Raw genomic sequence first — 18,990 nt, 5'->3', positions numbered from 1 at the left:
CCGGGCACCGCCGCCTCGGACCGCACCGTCGAGGCGCTGCGCGACGCCGTCGCCGCCGTGCCGGACTCCGCGCCGCCCGCGGTCGCCGGCGCCGACGCCCCGGAGGGCGCGCTGGTCGGCGGTACGGTGGCCGCCACCTACGACTCGGACCGGGCGAACACGAAGGACCTGTGGCTGATCCTGCCGATCATCCTGCTGCTGGTCGGGGCGGTGCTGGTGCTGCTGCTGCGCGGCCTGCTGGCCCCGGTGCTGCTGGTGCTGACGGTCATCGCCTCGTTCTTCGCCAGCCTCGGCGCGGCCTGGCTGCTCTTCGACCGGGTGCTGGACTTCCCGGCGCTGGACAGCGGGGTGCTGCTGCTGGCCTTCGTGTTCCTGGTGGCGCTCGGCGTGGACTACAACATCTTCCTGGTCACCCGGGCCCGGGAGGACGCCCGCCGGCTCGGCACCCGGGACGGGATGCTGTCCGCGCTGCGGGTCACCGGCGGGGTCATCACCAGCGCGGGCGTGCTGCTGGCGGCCGTCTTCGCCGTGCTCGGCGTCCTGCCACTGATCACCCTCACCCAGATCGGGATCATCGTCTGCGTCGGCGTCCTGCTGGACACGCTGCTGGTCCGCACGGTGCTGGTGCCGGCGCTGGCGTTCGGACTCGGCGACCGGTTCTGGTGGCCGGGACGGATCGTCCGGGACCCCGACGCCCCGGCGGAGACGTCGCCGGCGCCCGTCGCACCGGCCGGCGCCCGGGACTGAGAACGGGCGGGGCCCCGGCGGTCGCCCGCCGGGGCCCCGTTCTCGTCAGCTCAGTAGGTCAGGCAGACGCACTCGGTCATCAGCGCCCGCACGTTGTAGACGTACTGCTCGTTCGGGATCCGCAGCGGCGGTGGCGGGCCGCACGGCGGGCTCTTGCCGGGCTGGCAGTCCGGCGCGACGCTGCCCGGGCCCACGTTGTAGGCGGCGATCACCGCGTTGAGCAGGCAGGACGTCAGTTGACTGGTGCACAGCGAGGCATCGAGCCGGTAGTCCGAGCCGAAGTGCGAGTCGCCGATCTTCTTCGTCAGCCAGGCCAGGTAGTTGGCGCCGAGGACCGCGTTGTCCCGGTAGGCGTCCAGGTCGTAGCTCTGCTCGAACCGGTTGTTGACGAACTCCGCCGTCGGCGGCTGGACCTGCATCAGCCCGACGCCGCTGTCGCAGGCGTAGATGTTGGACTGCCAGCCGCTCTCCTGCCAGGCCGTGGCCTTCACCAGGTTGAGCGGCACCTTGATGTCCGGCGCGGACACCGGCCAGTAGGTCTTCGCGGCGGCGTCGGTCAACGCCTGCTTGACCTGGCTGCGGGTGGCGGCGGTGCCCTTGTAGCTGGGCTTGCAGCCGGCCACCGGTGGCTTCGGCGCGGGCGGCGCCTTGGTCTCGGTCAGCGGTTTCACCGTCGGCCGGGGCGCACCGGCCCGGCTGGTGGTCGGCTTCGACGAAGCGCTCGGGCTGGGCTTGGCGCTGGGTTTCGCGCCCATCGCCGCGACCGCCGGCGGTTCGTCACTGGGCGGGTCGGCGGGGCCGTCCGCGGGCGCCTCGACGGGTGCCTCGCTGGGCAACTCCACCGCCACCTCGCGGGTCGGCTCCTCGCCGCCGCACCCGGTGACCGCACTCGCCGCCAGCAGCGCGGCGACCGCCGCCATAACGCAGCGGCCCACTCCTCGGCGCATCTGACCTCCCCCGTGGTCGTCGCCGCACCCTAGCAGGGATCGACGGGGCCGCGGGGTACCCGCGACGCCCGCCGGGAGGCCCGGGGCCGCGGCGGTCCGTCCCCTGTGGCCGGCCCACCGGTACCTGGCGGACCGTCCCCGCCGACCGCGTGGTCCCGGGTGGCCCAGGCGACCACGAACACGGTGACCCAGGCCGCCCCGAGCAGCACCGACGTGGCGGTGCCGCTGGCCGTGCTCCAGCCCAGGTAGAGCCGGGCGCCGGTGACGGCCACCACGCCGGCCGACGCGCCCGTCCAGACCGCCACCGCCACCGGCCAGCGGGCGCCCCGGGACAGCAGCCAGGCCAGCGTGCCGAAGCTGGCCGTGACCACCGCATTCTGGGTCGGCAGCAGGTCCGGGGCGCCGTCCGGGCCGCCCGACCCGGTCAGGCCGGCCACCACGACCAGCACCACCAGCGGCACGAACGCCCCCACCGTGCCGAGCACGCTGAGCAGGTCGGCCCGCCACGGCCGGTTCCGCCAGGCCACCACCGCCGCCACCAGGGCCACCGCGGCGATCAGCACCCAGCCGCGCAGCACCGATACCGCGGCCAGCGCCGGGTCGACCACCCCGGGGGTACGCCGGGCGGCGAACCAGTCCGCGACCAGCCCGTCGAGCACGCCGAGCCCGCTGTGCCGGACCACCGCCTCCAGCACCTCCGCGACGGCCAACCCGGCGGCGAAGAGCAGCAGCAGGCCGGCGGCGAGGTTGATCAGCAGCGTGCCGGCCGGCCCGAACCGCATGGCGACCAGGAAGAAGAGCACCCCGTACCGGGCGCGCAGCCAGCGCAGCGGGGGCAGGGCGGCGGCCCGGGCGGCCAGCGCCCGCACCGGGTCCGGGTTGCGGCCCAGCCAGCGGCCGGCCAGCACCACCCCGACCAGGCACACCAGCAGCACGAGCACCGCGCCGGTGGCCCGGCCCAGAAGCCGGGACACCCGCTCGTACGACTCGCCGGCGGCGTAGCCGGCCAGCACGGAGGCGCCGACCCAGCTCGCCACCCCGGCCGCGTTCCACGGGGCGAACCGCCGGTAGGGCAGCCCGGCCGCGCCGGCCAGGCGGGGCGCCAGGGTGCGGGCGAAGGCCACCCAGCGGGCGGCCAGCACGCCCCGACCGCCGAGCCGGTCGAGCAACGAGTCGGCGCGCCGCCACCGGTGCGGCCCGATCCGGGCACCGAGACCGGAGGCACGCAGTTTCGGCCCGTACCGCCGCCCGGCACGGTAGGCGAGTGTGTCTCCGATCACGGCGGCAGCGGTCATGGCCAGCAGCGTGGGGACGAGCCGCAGCGTCCCCGCGTACGCTAGGAAGCCGACCAGCAGCAGGGTCGCCTCTCCCGGCACCAGCAGTCCGAAGATCACCGCGGTCTCGCCCGCGACGATCATCGCGGCGACCAGGTAGATCAGCAGGGGCGGCAGCCCCTGCAGCCAGTTCAGCAGGTCAGGCATCCGGTCCCCCGCACGGGAGCCAGCATGCCAGCCGCTGGAACGGTCGGGACAGCACTTTCGGCAGAGATCCGGGCGATCTCGGGGTGACCCCGAGGCGCGCCCCGGCAACCGCAGACAGGAGTATGGAGGGTATGCAGCTACGCACCGACCTCCGCAACGTCGCCATCATCGCCCACGTCGACCACGGCAAGACGACCCTGGTCGACGCCATGTTGCGGCAGGCCGGCGCCTACGGCGCCCGTGGTGAGACCACCGAGCGGGTCATGGACTCGATGGACCTCGAGCGGGAAAAGGGCATCACCATCCTGGCCAAGAACACCGGCGTGCGGTACCTGCCGGCGGACGGCTCCGACCCGGTCACCATCAACATCATCGACACCCCCGGCCACGCCGACTTCGGTGGTGAGGTCGAGCGCGGCCTGACCATGGTCGACGGGGTGGTGCTGCTGGTCGACGCCAGCGAGGGACCGCTGCCGCAGACCCGCTTCGTGCTCCGCAAGGCCCTCAAGGCCCGGATGCCGATCATCCTGGTGATCAACAAGGTGGACCGGCCGGACGCCCGGATCAAGGAGGTCGTGGACGACACCTACGAGCTCTTCCTCGACCTGGACGCCGACGAGGAGCAGATCGACTTCCCGATCGTCTACGCCTGCGCCCGCGACGGCATCGCCTCGCTGACCCAGCCCGCCGACGGCTCGGTGCCCGACGACAGCCACAGCCTGGAGCCGCTGTTCCGCACCCTGCTGGACACCATCCCGGCCCCCGCGTACGACGAGGACGCGCCGCTGCAGGCGCACGTCACGAACCTCGACGCCTCGCCCTTCCTCGGCCGCCTGGCGCTGTGCCGGGTCCGGCAGGGCACCATCCGCAAGGGCGAGACGGTCGCCTGGTGCCGCACCGACGGCAGCACCCAGCGGGTCCGCATCTCCGAGCTGCTGATGACCGAGGGCCTGGAGCGCAAGCCGGCCGACAGCGCCGGCCCGGGCGACATCATCGCCGTCGCCGGCATCCCGGAGATCATGATCGGCGAGACCCTGGCCGACGCCGAGAACCCGATCCCGCTGCCGCTGATCACCGTCGACGAGCCGGCCATCTCGATGACCATCGGCACCAACACCTCGCCGCTGGTCGGCCGGGTCAAGGGCGCCAAGGTCACCGCCCGCATGGTCAAGGACCGGCTCGACAAGGAGCTGGTCGGCAACGTGTCGCTGCGGGTCCTGCCGACCGAGCGGCCGGACGCCTGGGAGGTGCAGGGCCGCGGCGAGCTGGCCCTGGCCATCCTGGTGGAGCAGATGCGTCGCGAGTCCTACGAGCTGACCGTCGGCAAGCCGCAGGTGGTCACCAAGGAGATCGACGGGAAGACCTGCGAGCCGGTCGAGCGGCTGACCATCGACGCCCCGGAGGAGTACCTGGGCGCGATCACCCAGCTCCTCGCCACCCGCAAGGGCCGGATGGAGCAGCTGGTCAACCACGGCACCGGCTGGATCCGGATGGAGTGGCTGGTTCCGGCGCGCGGCCTGATCGGCTTCCGCACCGAGTTCCTCACCGACACCCGCGGCACCGGCATCCTGCACCACGTCTTCGAGTCGTACGAGCCGTGGTTCGGCGAGCTGCGCACCCGCCAGAACGGCTCCCTGGTCGCCGACCGGGCCGGCGCGGTGACCTCGTTCGCCATGATCAATCTGCAGGAGCGCGGCCAGCTCTTCGTCGAGCCGACCACCGAGGTGTACGAGGGCATGATCGTCGGGGAGAACTCCCGCTCCGACGACATGGACGTCAACATCACCAAGGAGAAGAAGCTCACCAACATGCGCGCGTCGACCTCCGACGAGACCGAGAAGCTGATCCCGCCGCGCAAGCTGTCGCTGGAGCAGGCCCTCGAGTTCTGCCGCGAGGACGAGTGCGTCGAGGTGACCCCGGCCGCGGTGCGGATCCGCAAGGTGGTGCTGGACCAGACCCAGCGCGGCGGGATGGCCGCCCGCCGCAAGCACGCCGGCTGACCCGTCAGCCACCCCGGAGCCCGGCCCGCCCACCCGGCGGACCGGGCTCCGCCCTTTTCGAGGTCGGGTGGGGTCAGGGTTTGGTGGCCTGGAAGGCCAGCACGTCGGGGAGGGGGCCGGGGGCGGACTCGCGGACGGCGGTCAGCGTCAGACCGGCGGCGGTGACCGCGTTGAGCAGGTCGGCCAGCGGCAGGTGCCAGGCGCCGACCCGGGCCCGCACGCCGACCGTGTTCCAGGACCGGAAGCTGCGCTCCCGCTCGGCGTACCCGCCGTCGATCACGGCCCGGCCGGGCTCGGAACGGTCGGCGAACGCCCCGACGAAACAGGGGTGCACGCCGACGTGGACCAGCCGCCCGCCGGGCGCCAGCACCCGGGCCGCCTCGGCGATCGCCGCCGGGTAGTCCGGCATGTCCGTGTGGGCCAGCACGCAGGCCACGGCCGGCAGGGCACCGTCCGGCAGGGGCAGCGCGGTGGCGTCGGCCCGCGCCACCGGGAGCCGCGCCGCGGCATGGCGAAGCTGCCCCGCCGACAGGTCCACCCCGACCGGCTGCCAACCCAGCCGGCGCAGCTCGGCGGCGTGCGCCCCGGTGCCGCAGCACAGGTCGAGGCAACGCCCGGGACCCCGACCGAGCAGCTCGGCCAGCACCGACCGGACCCGCTCGCTGTAGTCGGTGGCGGTGGTCGTGACGTACTCGTCGTACCAGTCGGCGATGGCGTCGTACGCGGCGGTCGTCATCCCCGCACGCTAGACCCGGCACCGGCCGGGCCGCAGCCCCACCCGCCGCGAAGATCCGCTACGGTCACCGGCATGACCTGGGAGGATCTCGACGCGCACCTGGACAAGGTGCCCGGCACCGTCTCCGCGTACGTGGGACGGCTGGACGCCCCGTCCACCTGGACCCGGCAGGCCGACGCCACCCACTACGCGGCCAGCACCATGAAGGTCGCCGTGCTGGTGGCACTGCACCGCGCCGCCGAGGCCGGCCGGCTCGACCTGGACGACCCGGTCCCGGTGCGCAACGCGTTCGACTCCGCCCTGCCCGGCGCGCCCCGGTTCGCCAACGCCCAGCACTACGACAACGACGACGCGGTCTGGGCGCGGGTGGGCGGCGAGGCGCCGCTGCGCTGGCTCGCCGAACGGATGATCGTCCGCTCCAGCAACCTGGCCACCAACATCTGCATCGGCCAGGTCGGGCTGCCCGCGCTGGCCGAGGCATGGACGCTGGCCGGGGCCCGGCACAGCGTCACCGGCCGGGGCATCGAGGACTTCGCCGCCCGGGACGCCGGCATCGACAACCTGGTCACCGCCGCCGACCTGGCCGCCCTGCTCGGCGGGCTGGCGCTCGGCGCCCGCCGGCCCGGCCCGCTCGCCTCGCCGGCCGGCTGCGCGGCCATGCTGGACGTGCTGTTCGCCCAGGAGCACCGCGAGGACCTCGCCGCCGGGCTGCCCGAGGGGACCCGGATCGCGCACAAGAACGGCTGGGTACGCGGTGTCCGGCACGGTGCCGGGGTGGTCTTCCCCGCCGACGCGCCGCCCTACGCCGTGGTCGTCTGCACCACCACCGACCTGGCCGACGGCGGCCCGAGCGGCGAGGAGGTGGAGGACGACGCCTGCCGCCTGATCGCGCACGTCTCCGCGCGGGTCTGGGCGGCCCGGCACGACCTGGCCGGGTGACCGTTCACTCCAGCAGGTTCGCGCGCAGCGCGGCCAGCGTCCCGTCGGTCACCCCCAGCCCGTCGCACAGGTACGCGTCGAACGAGCCGTGCACCCGGCGCACCTCCTCGTAGGCGGCGTCCAGGTACTCCGGCCGCACCTCCAGCAGCGGCCGGGCGACGGTCGGGTCCAGGTCCGGCCGGCGGCGGGTCATCGCGGCCAGCAGCACCTCGCGCAGGCTCTCGGTCAGCTCGTTGTGCCGCAGGTAGTCGGCCCGGATCGCCGGCTCCTCCACGCCGAGCGCGGTGAGCAGCACCACCGACAGCCACCCGGTGCGGTCCTTGCCGGCCGAGCAGTGGAACAGCAGCGGCAGGCTCGCCGCGTCGGCGGCCAGCCGCACCGCCGCCCCGAACCCCGCCCGCGCCGACTCACCGGTGACGAACCAGCGGTAGATCCCCGCCATCGCCCCCGGCATGCCCTCCCGGGCCAGCTCCTCGTACGCGTCCAGGTCGTGGCCGAGCAGCACCGCCGAGACGTAGGTGAACACCGGGTGGGCCGCGTCGTAGACCGGCAGGTGCACCAGCCGCGGCTCGCCGGCCAGGCGGTCCGGCGGGGCGACCGCCTGCTCGGTGGCGTGCCGCAGGTCCACCACACAGGCCGGGGCCAGCTTGCCCAGCACCGGCAGGTCCTCGTCGGTGAGCCGCCCGAGCGCGGCGGTGCGGATCAGTCGGCCGGCGCGTACCCGCCGCCCGTCGGCGGTGGGCAACCCGCCCAGGTCACGGGCGTTCGGCGCGCCCACCAGCTCCCAGTCCCGCCCGGTCATCGGCCCTCCCCTGATCGCTGCCAGCTCCATATAGGGTGCCCCACATGACGATCGCCGCGGTACGCACCCACCGGCTCTCGGCCCCCTTACACACCCCGTTCGTCACCGCGCTGCGCCGCGCCACCACCGTGGATACCCTGGTCGTGGAGGTGGTGGACACCGACGGGCGGTCGGGCTTCGGCGAGGCCCCGCAGGTCTGGCAGGTGACCGGCGCGTCGATCGCCGGCGCCGAGGCGTGCGTCCAGCAGCTGCTCGGGCCGCTGCTGACCGGGCGGGACGCCGACGACCTCCAGGCCCGCTGCGCCGAGGTGCGCCGCGCGGTGGTGGGCAACGAGTCGGCCCGGGCCGCCGTCGACGTCGCCCTGCACGACCTGGCCGCGCGGCGGCTCGGCGTACCCCTGGTGCGGTTGCTCGGCGGCACCACGCTGCGCGTCCCGACGGACGTCACCCTGGCCGCCGGCGACGCGGTGGACCTCGCGGCGGCGGCCACCAGCCGCCGGGCCGAGGGCTTCACCGTGCTGAAGCTGAAGGTCGGCACCGACGCGCGGGGCGACCTGGACCGGGTCCGCGCGGTCCGCGCCGCGGTGGGGCCCGACGTGCGGATCCGGCTGGACGCCAACCAGGGCTGGACGCCGCGCGAGGCGGTCCGGGTGATCCGCGGCATCGAGGACGCCGGGCTCGACGTCGAGCTGGTCGAGCAGCCGGTGCACCGCCGGGACCTGGACGGGCTGGCCTGGGTCAGCGACCGGGTGGAGCTGCCGATCCTCGCCGACGAGTCGGTCTTCGACCTGCGCGACCTGGTCGAGGTGATCCGCCGCCGGGCGGCCGACATGGTCAACGTCAAGCTGGCCAAGTGCGGGGGTTTGCACACCGCCCGGTCGCTGCTGGACCTGGCCGCCGCGCACGGCATGGGCACGATCGTCGGCTCGATGATGGAGAGCCAGGTCGGCCTGGGGGCGGCGGCCAGCCTGGTCGCCGCCTACGGCACCACGGCCGTGTCGGACCTCGACGCCGCCTGGTGGCTGGCCTGGTCGCCGGTCTCCGGGGGCATCCGGTACGACGGCGCGACCGTCGTGCTGCCGGACGCTCCGGGGCTCGGCATCGCGAACGTGAGTGAAGTAAAGATTCAGCCGCGCGGTTGAGCGTCGTTGGAATTTTTCATAGGGTCGGCCGAGGAGGCGCGACGTGGGGGTGGACGTGGAGCTGCAAACCGGCCGCGAGGCCGTCGTCCGGGTCCCGGTGGCGACCCTCTGGGCCGCGCCCGAGGCGGTCCGTCCGGTCGACCGCCCCGCGCTGTCCGACGCGCCCGACACCGCCGCCTGGATCGCCGGCATGGACCGTGACCAGCAGGTCGGCGACTGCGTCCTGACCCAGCTGCTGCTCGGCGAGCGGGTGCTGGTCACCGAGCTGCGCCCGGACGGCTGGGCGCACGTGGTCGCCCTGGCGCAGCCCGCGGCCAAGCTCGACGTACGCGGCTATCCCGGCTGGCTGCCCGCCGCCCAGCTCACCGCCCCGGCGGAGCCCGGCCCGTCGGCCACCCCGCTGGTGGTGGACGCCGTCCACACCGCGCTGCGCGCCGCCCCCGACGGTCCGCCGGCCCTGACCGGCGTGGTCCTCGGCACCCGCCTGGCCCCGGCCGGACGGCCGGTGGACGGCTGGCGGCCGGTCCTCGTGCCCGGCCGGGCCGACCCGCTCTGGGCCCCCGAGGGCGACCTGGTCCCGCTGCCGGCCGAACGGCCGGAGGCCAAGGAGGTGCTGGCCGTCGCCGAGCGGCTGCGCGACCTCGTCTACGTCTGGGGCGGGCTGTCCACGCACGGCATCGACTGCTCGGGCCTGGTGCACCTGGCCTGGCGCCGGTACGGCATCACGCTGCCCCGGGACGCCGACGACCAGGCCGAGGCGACCACTCCCTTGGCGCTGGACCAGGAACGCCCCGGCGACCTCTACTTCTTCGCCCGGCCCGGCCGGCGGATCCACCACGTCGGCATCGTCAGCACCGAGCCGCAGGGCGAGACACGGCGGATGCTGCACGCCTGCTACGTGAAACGCCGGGTCGTGGAGGAGCAGCTCCCCCCGGACCGGGAGGCCACCCTGGTCGGTGCCCACCGGATCTGACCCCCGTACGCCGAAAGGGGCGCTCCCGATCGCGGGAGCGCCCCTTTCCGGTGGGTCCGGTCAGCGGCGGGCCTCCGCCAGCTCGCGACGGCGGTCGCGGGACGACTTGACCAGGCTGGCCACGGTGGCCGCGGCGAGGGTGCCCAGGATGACGGTGAGCGACAGCCAGATCGGGATGTGCGGGGCCCAGGCCACGTGCTCGCCGCCGTTGACGAACGGCAAGTTGTTGTCGGCGAGGGCCTCCAGGACCAGCTTGACCCCGATGAAGCCGAGCACCACGGCCAGGCCGTAGCTGAGGTAGATCAGCCGGTCCAGCAGGCCGCCGAGCAGGAAGTAGAGCTGTCGCAGCCCCATCAGCGCGAACACGTTCGCGGTGAAGACCAGGTACGGCTCCTGGGTGATGCCGAAGATCGCCGGGATCGAGTCGAGGGCGAAGATCAGGTCGGTGGTGCCGATCGCGATCATCACGATCAGCATCGGGGTGAACAGCCGCCGCCCGTTCTCGTGGGTCGTCATCCGCGCGCCGTCGAAGGTACGGGACAGCGGCAGCGCCTTGCGGCTCCACCGGATCAGCAGGTTCTCGCTGAACTCGTTCTCGTCCGGCTCCCCCTGGCGGGCCAGGTTGACCGCCGTGTAGATCAGGAACGCGCCGAAGATGTAGAACACCCAGGAGAACTGGGAGATCAGCGCGGCGCCGGCGGCGATGAAGCCGCCCCGCATGACCAGTGCCAGCAGGATGCCGACGAGCAGCACCTTCTGCTGGTACTGCCGGGGCACCCCGAAGCGGGCCATGATGATCACGAAGACGAAGAGGTTGTCCACCGAGAGGCTGTACTCGGTGAGCCACCCGGTGTAGAACTGGCCGGCCACGCTGGGGCCTGACGTGAGCCACAGCCCCGCCCCGAAGAGCAGGGCCAGTGCCACGTAGAAGCCGACCCACAGGCTCGACTCGCGGACGCTGGGCTCGTGCGGGCGGCGACCGATGATGAACAGGTCGACCAACAGGACCGCGGTCATCGCGACCAGGGTCCCCGCCCACACCACTCCGGACACGTTCAAATCCATCCTCCGGCAGACACACAGCGTCGGGCACACCGTACGCCGGGTGATGGGCCGGGGTGCGTCGACGCTGACTCTGGTGACTGTCGGAGGTCTCTTCCGCCACCGACCCGGGAACGGGTCACTGACCGACGGAGCCGGGTCGTGCGACCGGGGGGCCGGCGCTCTTCCGTGCTGACGACTCCGTCACGGGGGAATACTCCCCTCCTCGGCCGCCATTGTTCACCATCAGGCCCGGTCGGCGCATCTTCGGGGGCGCCGTTTGCCACCCTCATCACGTTCCGGCGTGCGGCAGGTCTCGTCGCGCACGCCGTCCTAGGAGGCTAGGTGTCCGATTGCTGCGGTCCCGCGGGCCTCACGGGTAGCGGATCGGTGAAGGACCAGCCGGCGGCCAGCAGGGCGTCGCAGGCGGCGACGGCGACCGCCAGCCGCTGCTCGTGCGACCCGCGCAGCTCGACCACCGGCACCCCGCAGCCGGCCAGCTCGGCCCGGAACCGCCCGGTCATCCAGGCCCGCAGGTGCTCGCCGTCGCGCAGGCCGTCGTCGGCGAAGGGCACCCCGTGGTGGTCGGTCAGCAGGTACAGCGCCGGCCGGCGGGCCGCCGCCCGGACCGCCTCTGACGACGACCCGAGGTAGCGCTCCTCCCAGATCGCGGTGGCCCGCGCGTCGGTGTCGCAGAACAGCAGCGGACCACTCACCCGGGCCGCCGCGTCCTCGGCGGCCTGCTGCTCGCGGACCACCTCCACGAAGTCCTCCCGGTCCCAGGTCACGTCGAAGACCGTCGCGTCCGGCCGGACCCCTCGCAGCCCGGCGAGCTTGCGCTCGGTCAGCTCGCGGCCGTACTCCGGGACCCAGGCGGTGCCGTAGTGGGCGGCGAGCGCCTCCGCCATCGTCGTGGTGCCGGTGGACTCGGCCCCGACCACCACGACCCGGCGGACCAGCCAGGCCCGCACCGCCGGGCGCAGGCGACGCCAGTGCGCCGCCGGGTCCGCCCGCACGGCGGTGCCGGAAACCGGGACGGCGCGCCGGTCCAGGTCCACGCAGACCGCCACCGCGTCGAAACGACGGGCCAACTCCTCGCCGTACGCCTCCGAGGAGAAGACCGCATCCACCGGCTCCCCGCCGAGCGCGTCGGCGAACACCGCGCAGTGCAGGTCCCAGATCCCCGGTTCGGCGTAGTCGACCGGGTGGTCGTCGTACCGGCCGACGAACCGCACCCAGGGCGTGGCGGCGTGCGCCTCGCGCAGCCAGGCGACCCGCAGGTCCAGCGGGATCGACTCGCGCCGGGACGGGGCGACCACCACGGTGACCGCCGCGCAGCGGGCGGCGGCCGCCTCGATCAGCGCGTGGTGCCCGGCGTGCGGCGGGTAGAACTTGCCCACCAGCAGGCCGTGCCGGAACTCCCGGCTCCGGTTCGCGACCGCGGGCCCGTGCTCGGCGCTCACGCGGCGACCGGGGCCGGGCCGGGCGGCACCGGGGTGGCCGCCGCGCGCCGGCGCAGGTCCGCCCGCCACTCCCGCAGCCCCACCACGCAGAGCGCCAGGAAGATCAGGTAGAGGCCGCCGGTCAGCCAGAGTCCCTTGTACGCGTACAGCGGGATGTAGATGAGGTCGGCGGCGATCCACAGCCACCAGCTCTCCACGAGCTTGCGGGTCTGGCCGTAGGTGGCGAGCAGCGACAGCGCGGTGGTGACCGCGTCGGCCAGCGGCACGGTCGAATCGGTGGCCCGGTCCAGCAGCGCCCAGAGCCCGACGGTGAGCAGCACCCCGGCCACGCCGAGCGCCCACCACTCCCGCCGGCCGGTCCGGGCCACGGTCAGCCGGCTGCGCCGCTCCCCGCCGAAGAGCCAGTGCCACCAGCCGTAGAGCCCGAGGAGCACGTAGACGACCTGGAGGCCGGCGTCGGCGTACAGGCCGGCGGTCCAGAACAACAGCATCAGCAGCAGCACGTTGGCGATGCCGATCGGCCAGTTGGCGATGTGCTGCCGGGCCACCAGCCAGACGTTGACCACACCGGTGGCGAAGCCGAGCAACTCGGCCCAGGTGGTGCCGGCGCCCAGCACGGTGAACGCCGTGGCGGTGAGCCAGTCGAGCATGTGTCCTCCCCCGTTTCCCGAGCGCCCACCCTAGAGCGGGGTGTGGCGCGCGGAACAGGCCCCGGGGCGTACCGGACGGCGCCCGGCGTGCGAGGCTTCCGGCATGGTTCTTGAGGTCGCGCTGATCGACGTGACGCCCGGACACGAGGACGACTTCGCCGCCGCCTACGCGCAGGCGCGCCCGATCCTCGCCGGCACCGAGGGCTGCCGCTCGGTGCGGATGACCCGCGGCATCGAGTCGCCGTCCCGGTTCGTGCTGCTGGTGGAGTGGGACTCGGTCGAGGCGCACGACGTCAACTTCCGGCAGAGCGAGCGCTTCGGACAGTGGCGGGAGCTGATCGGGCCACACTTCGCCGGCCCGCCGCTGGTCGAGCACTTCGTCGACGTGCCGGCCTGAGCTGTCGTACCCCTGGCCTAGCCTGCGCTCGACGCGCCGGCCACCGGTCCCGACGGACATCGGGGGCGCCGGGCCCGGTGGCCGCGCGCCGAACGCCGTGCCGGGCAGAACAACCGTCCGGACAGACACCGGGGACGCCGACCCGGACGGGCTGGCCGCGGTGGCCCGCCTCTTCCCGGGCGGCCGCTGGGGCACCCGGAGGACGGCGCCCGGCTGGTGCGCTTCCTCTGCTCCGCCGACGGCGGCTGGATCACCGGTCAGGTGATCGACTCGGAGGGCGGCTTCCGGCGCGCCCGCTGACCGACCCGTTCAGTCGGGCTCGTGCGGCTCGCGCGGCCGGGGCACCGGCGCGGGGCCGAGCCGTCGGCCCAGCAGCTCCACCGTCTCCTCCTCCGGCAGCGCCGCCGCCAGCAGCCAGTCGACCAGTTGCTCGTAACGGGCGACGTCCGCCTCGGCGACCAGCCGCAGGTCGGTGGTGAGCGTCTCCACCAGCACGGTGCGCGGGTCGGCCGGGTCCGGGTACGCGTAGTACGAAAACGGCGCGAGGGGGTGCAGGTCGCCGTAGGGGGACGCGTCGCGGGGCAGCAGCCGGATGGTGACGTGCGGCCGTTCGGCGAGAACGGTCAGGTGCCGGAGCTGGTCCCGCCAGACCTCGGCGGGGAGGCCGGCCGGGTCGCAGGCCCGCTCGTCGATCAGAGCGGTGTAGCGCGGTGGCTCGGGCCGGCACAGCACCTCCTGGCGCACCGCGCGGGCGCGGACGTCGGCCTCGACGTCCACGTCGTCGGCGAGCAGCGCGCCGGCTGTCACCCGCAACCGGGCGTACTCGGGGGTCTGGAGCAGCCCGGGCACCAGCACCGGCTGGTAGTCCACGATGCGGACCGCGCCCGCCTCCAGTTCCGCGTACGCCCGCTGCCGCTCCCCCATCTCGCCCAGCGCCTTGGACCAGCCGCGGCCGGTGGCGGCGTCCCGGGCGATGACGATCAGCTCGTCCCGCTGGTGGGGCGGCACCGCGTAGACGTCGAGCAGGTCGAGCACGTCGGCCAGGTCGGGCCGGCTCTGCCCCAGCTCGATGCGGGACAGCTTCGATGTGGACGCCCACCCGAGCCGGCCGCAGACCTGCTCCAGGGTGAGCGACTCCCGGCGGCGCAGCCGGCGCAGCTCCGCGCCGAGCCGCACCCGCCGGACGACAGGACTTGCTGACAACGGCATACGTGCCTCCCCACCGAGGGAGAGTACGCATGACCATCACGCACGGCAATACCTTGCTCGCGCAGAGCTATCGCCGGTTGTCAGGGGCGGTAGGTGCCGAAGGACCAGACCAGGCCGGCCAGATCGCGGGCGGCGTAGTCGCGGGAGCCGTAGTCGGTGTCGAAGGGCGGCCGGACGATCTCCGCGCCGGCCGCCCGCGCCCGCTCGTGGTGCGCGTCGACGTCGTCGACGGCCACGTAGACGCGGTAGTCGTCGTCGGCCGGCCGGCTCGCCGGGGCCGGTCCCGGGCCGAGCATGACAAGGTCGTCGCCGTAGCCGAGCTCGGCGTGCCGCACCGTGCCGTCGGGCCCCTCGTGCACCTCGTGGACGGTGAGGTCGAACGCGGACCGGAGGAAGTCGACGGCGGCGCGGGCGTCGGGGTACCGGAGGACCGGGTAGATGCTTCGCATGGGTCCGAGTCTGCCGGTGGACGGGTCAGCCGGGATTGGACGAATGCGATCCGGGCCGGGCCAGCGTCGCGGGCGTGGCGCCGGCGAACTCGCGGAACTCCCGGATCAGGTGCGACTGGTCGTAGTAGCCGCACCGCGCCGCCAGGTCCGCCCATCCGCCGCCGGCCGGGCCGGCCGTCGGGTGCGGGTCGCCGACCGGCGCGGTGACCAGCGTGCGGCCCACCATGGCGTACGCCCGCTGGAAGCGGAGCAGCCGGGCGACGGTCTTCGGCGGCAGGCCGAACTCCCGCCGGAACCGGACCGCCAGGTGGCGGCGGCTCCAGCCGACCTCCTCGGCCAGCGCGCCGACGCCCAGCCCGCCGCCGCTGCCGTCGAGCAGGCGCCAGGCCCGCAGCAGGCGCGGATCGACCGGCCCGGTCACCGCCAGCCGGGCCGCGAGGGCGGCGTCGAGCCGGGCGAACCGGCTCGCCCAGTCGGGCAGACCGGCCAGCTCGTCGGGGAGCCGGGCCAGCCAGCCGCCGAGCCGGTCGACGGGGACCGCCCGGTTGGCCAGCTCACCGAGCGGCAGCCCGAGCAGCCGGCGAGCGGCCGGGGCGGTCAGCAGCACCTGCACCCCGGCGCCCTCGCCAGCGGTGCGGGTCGCGCACCAGCCGTCGAACGGCCCGGCCAGGAAGGCGTTCGTCCCGTACGCGCCCCGGTCGCCGGCGCGCGGATCGGTCACGTCCAGCGGGGCGCCCCAGCCGAGGATCAGCACCACGAAGGCGCCGGCCGCCTCCCGGCGCACCAGCGCGGCGGCCGCCTGCTCCCGGTAGCCGAGGTAGCGGTCCACGTAGCGGTGCAGCCGGGGGTCGGGGAGCCCGATCACGGCCTCGGTCAGCACGGCGGCCTCCCCCGGACCCGGTGCGTCACTTAACCCCGGCGGCGTCCATCCCGCGGAGTTCCTTCTTGAGGTCGGCGACCTCGTCGCGGATCCGGGCGGCCAGCTCGAACTGCAGCTCCCGCGCGGCGGCGAGCATCTGGTCGTTGAGCTCCTGGATGAGGTTGGCCAGGTCGGCCCGGGCCATCCCCTCCCGCGACGGCGTCGCCGCGCCGCCCCGACCTCGGCTGCGGGTCTCCTTGACCGGCGCCTTGCCCCGGGACAGCTGCCGGACGGCGCCGCCCACCCGGCTGTTCTCGGTGTCCTCCGCCTCGCGGTAGATGTCGTCGAGGATGTCGTGGATCTTCTTGCGCAGCGGCTCCGGCTTGATCCCGTTGGCCTCGTTGTGCGCGATCTGCTTTGCCCGGCGCCGGTTGGTCTCGCCGATCGCGTCCGCCATCGACGGAGTGATCTTGTCGGCGTACATGTGGACCTGGCCGGAGACGTTACGGGCCGCGCGGCCGATGGTCTGGATCAGCGACCGGCCGCTGCGCAGGAAGCCCTCCTTGTCGGCGTCGAGGATCGCCACCAGGGAGACCTCGGGCAGGTCGAGGCCCTCGCGGAGGAGGTTGATGCCGACCAGCACGTCGTAGTCGCCCTTGCGCAGCTCGCGCAGCAGCTCCACCCGGCGCAGCGTGTCGACCTCGGAGTGCAGGTAGCGCACCCGGATGCCGTTCTCCAGCAGGTAGTCGGAGAGGTCCTCGGCCATCTTCTTGGTCAGCGTGGTGACCAGGACCCGCTCGTCCCGCTCGGTCCGCAGCTTGATCTCGTGCATCAGGTCGTCGATCTGGCCCTTGGTGGGCTTCACGACGACCTCGGGGTCGATCAGGCCGGTGGGGCGGATCACCTGCTCGACGAACTCGCCCTGGGCCTGCTCCATCTCCCACGAGCCGGGGGTGGCGGAGAGGAAGACCATCTGGCCGACCCGCTCCAGGTACTCGTCGAAGCGCAGCGGCCGGTTGTCGGCCGCGCTGGGCAGCCGGAAGCCATGGTCGATCAGCATCCGCTTGCGGGAGGCGTCGCCCTCGTACATGCCGCCGATCTGCGGGATGGTCACGTGCGACTCGTCGACCACGGTCAGGAAGTCGTCGGGGAAGTAGTCGAGCAGGCAGTGCGGCGGGCTGCCGGGCAGCCGCCCGTCGATGTGCATCGAGTAGTTCTCGATGCCGGAGCAGAAGCCGACCTGGCGCATCATCTCGATGTCGTAGGTGGTGCGCATCCGCAGCCGCTGCGCCTCCAGCAGCTTGCCCTGCCGCTCCAGCTCGGCCAGCCGCTCGCCCAGCTCGACCTCGATGTCGCGGATCGCCCGCTCCATCCGCTCCGGCCCGGCCGCGTAGTGCGTGGCCGGGAAGATCATCAGGCTGTCGACCTCGCGGACCACGTCGCCGGTGAGCGGGTTGAGGTAGTAGAGCTTCTCGATCTCGTCGCCGAACAGCTCGATCCGGACGGCCAGCTCCTCGTAGGCCGGGATGATCTCCAGCGTGTCGCCGCGGACCCGGAAGGTGCCGCGCTGGAAGGCCATGTCGTTGCGGGTGTACTGGATGTCGACCAGCCGGCGCAGCAGCTGGTCACGGTCGAGCTCCTGCCCGACGGCGACCCGGACGGCCCGGTCCAGGTATTCCTCCGGGGTGCCCAGGCCGTAGATCGCCGACACCGTGGCCACCACGATCACGTCGCGCCGGGTGAGCAGCGACATGGTCGCCGAGTGCCGCAGCCGCTCGACCTCCTCGTTGATCGAGGAGTCCTTCTCGATGTAGGTGTCGGTCTGCGGGATGTAGGCCTCGGGCTGGTAGTAGTCGTAGTAGGAGACGAAGTATTCGACCGCGTTCTGCGGCAGCAGCTCGCTGAACTCCTTGGCGAGCTGGGCGGCGAGGGTCTTGTTGGGCGCGAGCACCAGGGTCGGCCGCTGGAGCCGCTCGACCAGCCACGCCGTGGTGGCGCTCTTGCCCGTGCCGGTCGCGCCGAGCAGCACCGTGTTACGGTCGCCGCGTCGCACACGACGCTCAAGCTCGTCGATGGCTGCCGGCTGGTCGCCGGCCGGCTGGAACTCGCTGACGACCTGGAAGCGGCCGTCGAGCCGGGGAATGTCGAGCGCCATGACCTCAACGGTACGCCCGAGGTCCGACACTTCCGGGGCCGAGCACGGACCACCCCTGATCGGCTTCGATATTCCCATTGTGTGCCTCATCTCACCGGACTACCCTCGTACCGTAGGCCGCTCGCGGCGGCCGACCGGGCAGGTGGCCGCCCCTCCGGGGCCCGGCCGTCCCCGGCACCGGGGGTCGCAGCACCCGAGAAACCGGCGTGCGCACCCGAGGTGGTCGCGCTCGATGCGCAGACCGGCCGCCGCGAGCGCCCCTGCTCGTCACCGAAACCCGGCAGCCGCGTTGTGCACTCGTGGAGACCTCTCCCGGCCGCCGGCCGCGACGCGCTCGCACCCGCGACACCGGCCCGCTCCCCGCCGACGAAGCCCGCCCCTCCCCGCCCGATCCACTCCCACCCGCCGCCCGGCAGGCGGGCGAGCCCACCGTGACCGACGCAGAACGAGGACCCGGCCGACCGGGTCCTGTCGGCCGGGCAGAAGTCGCTGCCCGCCCTCCGGTCGAGCCGCCCGGCGACCCCGAGCTGGACGGGACCGGCGACCCACCCGAGCAACCCACCCGCCGCCGCGCCGCCCTGGTCGCGCTCGCGGCGGCCGCCACGGCCTCGGCGGCAGCCCTGGTTGCCGGCCTGCTGAGCTGGTCGCCCAAGCCGGCGGAACCCGCCGAGACGGCCCGCCCCCTCACCACCGCCGAGGCCGAGCGGCTGGCCGCCCTGCGGGTCACCAACCAGCGGGACGTCCGCGCCGGCGTCCGGGTCACCCTGGGCGCGGGCGACGGTCGTACCGAGCTGGCCGGCTGGGTCGACTGGGCCCGGCCACTGGTCTACCTGGATGTCGGCGGCCCCGGCGCGGGCGCCGAGCGCGGGCTGGTCCAGGCGAACGCGTCGACGCTGCTGGTCCGGCCCGATCCCGCCGAGACGCCCACCCCGGCGCCGCCGCCGCTGGTGCCGCCGGACGACCGGTGGCGGCTGCGGGAGCTGCCGGCCGGGCGCGGCCT

At 73.9% G+C, this 18,990-nt stretch carries 17 protein-coding genes and 1 pseudogene; 7 read left to right on the top strand and 11 right to left on the bottom strand.

Annotated features, from left to right (window positions below):
* On the top strand, nucleotides 1–747 hold a 747-nt coding region (locus B0E53_RS18300; RefSeq protein ID WP_146167700.1), incomplete at its 5' end, for an MMPL family transporter.
* Between the two features lie 50 nt (nucleotides 748–797).
* On the opposite strand, the gene B0E53_RS18295 is transcribed toward B0E53_RS18300, so the two are convergent.
* Nucleotides 798–1,694 carry a transglycosylase SLT domain-containing protein gene (locus tag B0E53_RS18295; RefSeq protein WP_107077179.1) on the bottom strand — a complete coding sequence of 299 codons (897 nt, stop codon included), beginning with the start codon at nucleotides 1,692–1,694 and terminating at the stop codon, nucleotides 798–800.
* A gap of 29 nt (nucleotides 1,695–1,723) precedes the next feature.
* Nucleotides 1,724–3,175 carry a DedA family protein gene (locus B0E53_RS18290; RefSeq protein ID WP_107077178.1) on the bottom strand — a complete coding sequence of 484 codons (1,452 nt, stop codon included), beginning with the start codon at nucleotides 3,173–3,175 and terminating at the stop codon, nucleotides 1,724–1,726.
* Nucleotides 3,176–3,306: 131 nt separating this feature from the next.
* On the opposite strand from B0E53_RS18290, the gene typA reads away from it, so the two are divergent.
* Nucleotides 3,307–5,175, top strand: coding sequence for a translational GTPase TypA (gene typA, locus B0E53_RS18285; RefSeq protein ID WP_107077177.1), 1,869 nt, complete (start codon nucleotides 3,307–3,309; stop codon nucleotides 5,173–5,175).
* Between the two features lie 73 nt (nucleotides 5,176–5,248).
* Here typA and B0E53_RS18280 read toward each other — a convergent pair whose 3' ends face one another.
* Nucleotides 5,249–5,911 (bottom strand): class I SAM-dependent methyltransferase, encoded by a 663-nt coding sequence (locus tag B0E53_RS18280; RefSeq protein ID WP_107077176.1) that lies wholly within the window; start codon nucleotides 5,909–5,911, stop codon nucleotides 5,249–5,251.
* Between the two features lie 72 nt (nucleotides 5,912–5,983).
* Here B0E53_RS18280 and B0E53_RS18275 point away from each other — a divergent pair, with 72 nt between their 5' ends.
* Nucleotides 5,984–6,850 carry a serine hydrolase gene (locus tag B0E53_RS18275; protein WP_107077175.1) on the top strand — a complete coding sequence of 289 codons (867 nt, stop codon included), beginning with the start codon at nucleotides 5,984–5,986 and terminating at the stop codon, nucleotides 6,848–6,850.
* A gap of 4 nt (nucleotides 6,851–6,854) precedes the next feature.
* Here B0E53_RS18275 and B0E53_RS18270 read toward each other — a convergent pair whose 3' ends face one another.
* Nucleotides 6,855–7,652: a tyrosine-protein phosphatase gene (locus B0E53_RS18270; RefSeq protein ID WP_107077174.1), complete on the bottom strand. Its 798-nt coding sequence runs from the start codon at nucleotides 7,650–7,652 to the stop codon at nucleotides 6,855–6,857.
* Nucleotides 7,653–7,696: 44 nt separating this feature from the next.
* Here B0E53_RS18270 and B0E53_RS18265 point away from each other — a divergent pair, with 44 nt between their 5' ends.
* Entirely contained in the window at nucleotides 7,697–8,794 is a 1,098-nt protein-coding gene (locus B0E53_RS18265) for a dipeptide epimerase (protein ID WP_107077173.1), read from the top strand.
* Between the two features lie 43 nt (nucleotides 8,795–8,837).
* Nucleotides 8,838–9,767: an NlpC/P60 family protein gene (locus B0E53_RS18260; RefSeq protein ID WP_246835463.1), complete on the top strand. Its 930-nt coding sequence runs from the start codon at nucleotides 8,838–8,840 to the stop codon at nucleotides 9,765–9,767.
* 60 nt (nucleotides 9,768–9,827) lie between these two features.
* Here B0E53_RS18260 and B0E53_RS18255 read toward each other — a convergent pair whose 3' ends face one another.
* From B0E53_RS18255 to pnuC, 3 genes are all read right to left on the bottom strand, one after another.
* A complete protein-coding gene (locus tag B0E53_RS18255) occupies nucleotides 9,828–10,826 on the bottom strand; it encodes a TerC family protein (protein ID WP_107077172.1) in 999 nt (332 codons plus the stop codon).
* A 323-nt stretch (nucleotides 10,827–11,149) separates the two neighbouring features.
* The gene (locus B0E53_RS18250; protein ID WP_168215362.1) at nucleotides 11,150–12,271 is read right to left on the bottom strand and encodes an AAA family ATPase; all 1,122 of its coding nucleotides are present in this window, start codon (nucleotides 12,269–12,271) and stop codon (nucleotides 11,150–11,152) included.
* A complete protein-coding gene (gene pnuC / locus B0E53_RS18245; protein WP_107077171.1) occupies nucleotides 12,268–12,921 on the bottom strand; it encodes a nicotinamide riboside transporter PnuC in 654 nt (217 codons plus the stop codon). The genes B0E53_RS18250 and pnuC overlap by 4 nt, the downstream gene beginning before the upstream one ends.
* A 103-nt stretch (nucleotides 12,922–13,024) precedes the next feature.
* Here pnuC and B0E53_RS18240 point away from each other — a divergent pair, with 103 nt between their 5' ends.
* On the top strand, nucleotides 13,025–13,318 hold the full coding sequence (locus B0E53_RS18240) for an antibiotic biosynthesis monooxygenase (protein ID WP_107077170.1): 294 nt from the start codon (nucleotides 13,025–13,027) through the stop codon (nucleotides 13,316–13,318).
* A 309-nt stretch (nucleotides 13,319–13,627) separates the two neighbouring features.
* Here B0E53_RS18240 and B0E53_RS18230 read toward each other — a convergent pair whose 3' ends face one another.
* The 4 genes from B0E53_RS18230 to uvrB form a co-directional block, all read right to left on the bottom strand.
* Nucleotides 13,628–14,527, bottom strand: coding sequence for a DUF5753 domain-containing protein (locus B0E53_RS18230; protein ID WP_107077169.1), 900 nt, complete (start codon nucleotides 14,525–14,527; stop codon nucleotides 13,628–13,630).
* Between the two features lie 80 nt (nucleotides 14,528–14,607).
* On the bottom strand, nucleotides 14,608–14,976 hold the full coding sequence (locus B0E53_RS18225; protein ID WP_107077168.1) for a VOC family protein: 369 nt from the start codon (nucleotides 14,974–14,976) through the stop codon (nucleotides 14,608–14,610).
* 25 nt (nucleotides 14,977–15,001) lie between these two features.
* Nucleotides 15,002–15,856, bottom strand: coding sequence for a helix-turn-helix domain-containing protein (locus B0E53_RS18220; RefSeq protein WP_107077167.1), 855 nt, complete (start codon nucleotides 15,854–15,856; stop codon nucleotides 15,002–15,004).
* Nucleotides 15,857–15,881: 25 nt separating this feature from the next.
* On the bottom strand, nucleotides 15,882–17,990 hold the full coding sequence (uvrB, locus tag B0E53_RS18215; protein ID WP_107077166.1) for an excinuclease ABC subunit UvrB: 2,109 nt from the start codon (nucleotides 17,988–17,990) through the stop codon (nucleotides 15,882–15,884).
* 431 nt (nucleotides 17,991–18,421) lie between these two features.
* On the opposite strand from uvrB, the pseudogene B0E53_RS18210 reads away from it, so the two are divergent.
* Nucleotides 18,422–18,990, top strand: a pseudogene (locus B0E53_RS18210) (hypothetical protein); the annotation flags it as partial.

Source organism: Micromonospora sp. MH33 (assembly GCF_003013775.1).
GTDB lineage: Bacteria > Actinomycetota > Actinomycetes > Mycobacteriales > Micromonosporaceae > Micromonospora > Micromonospora fulviviridis.
This window is presented reverse-complemented; position numbering and strand designations above follow the sequence as displayed.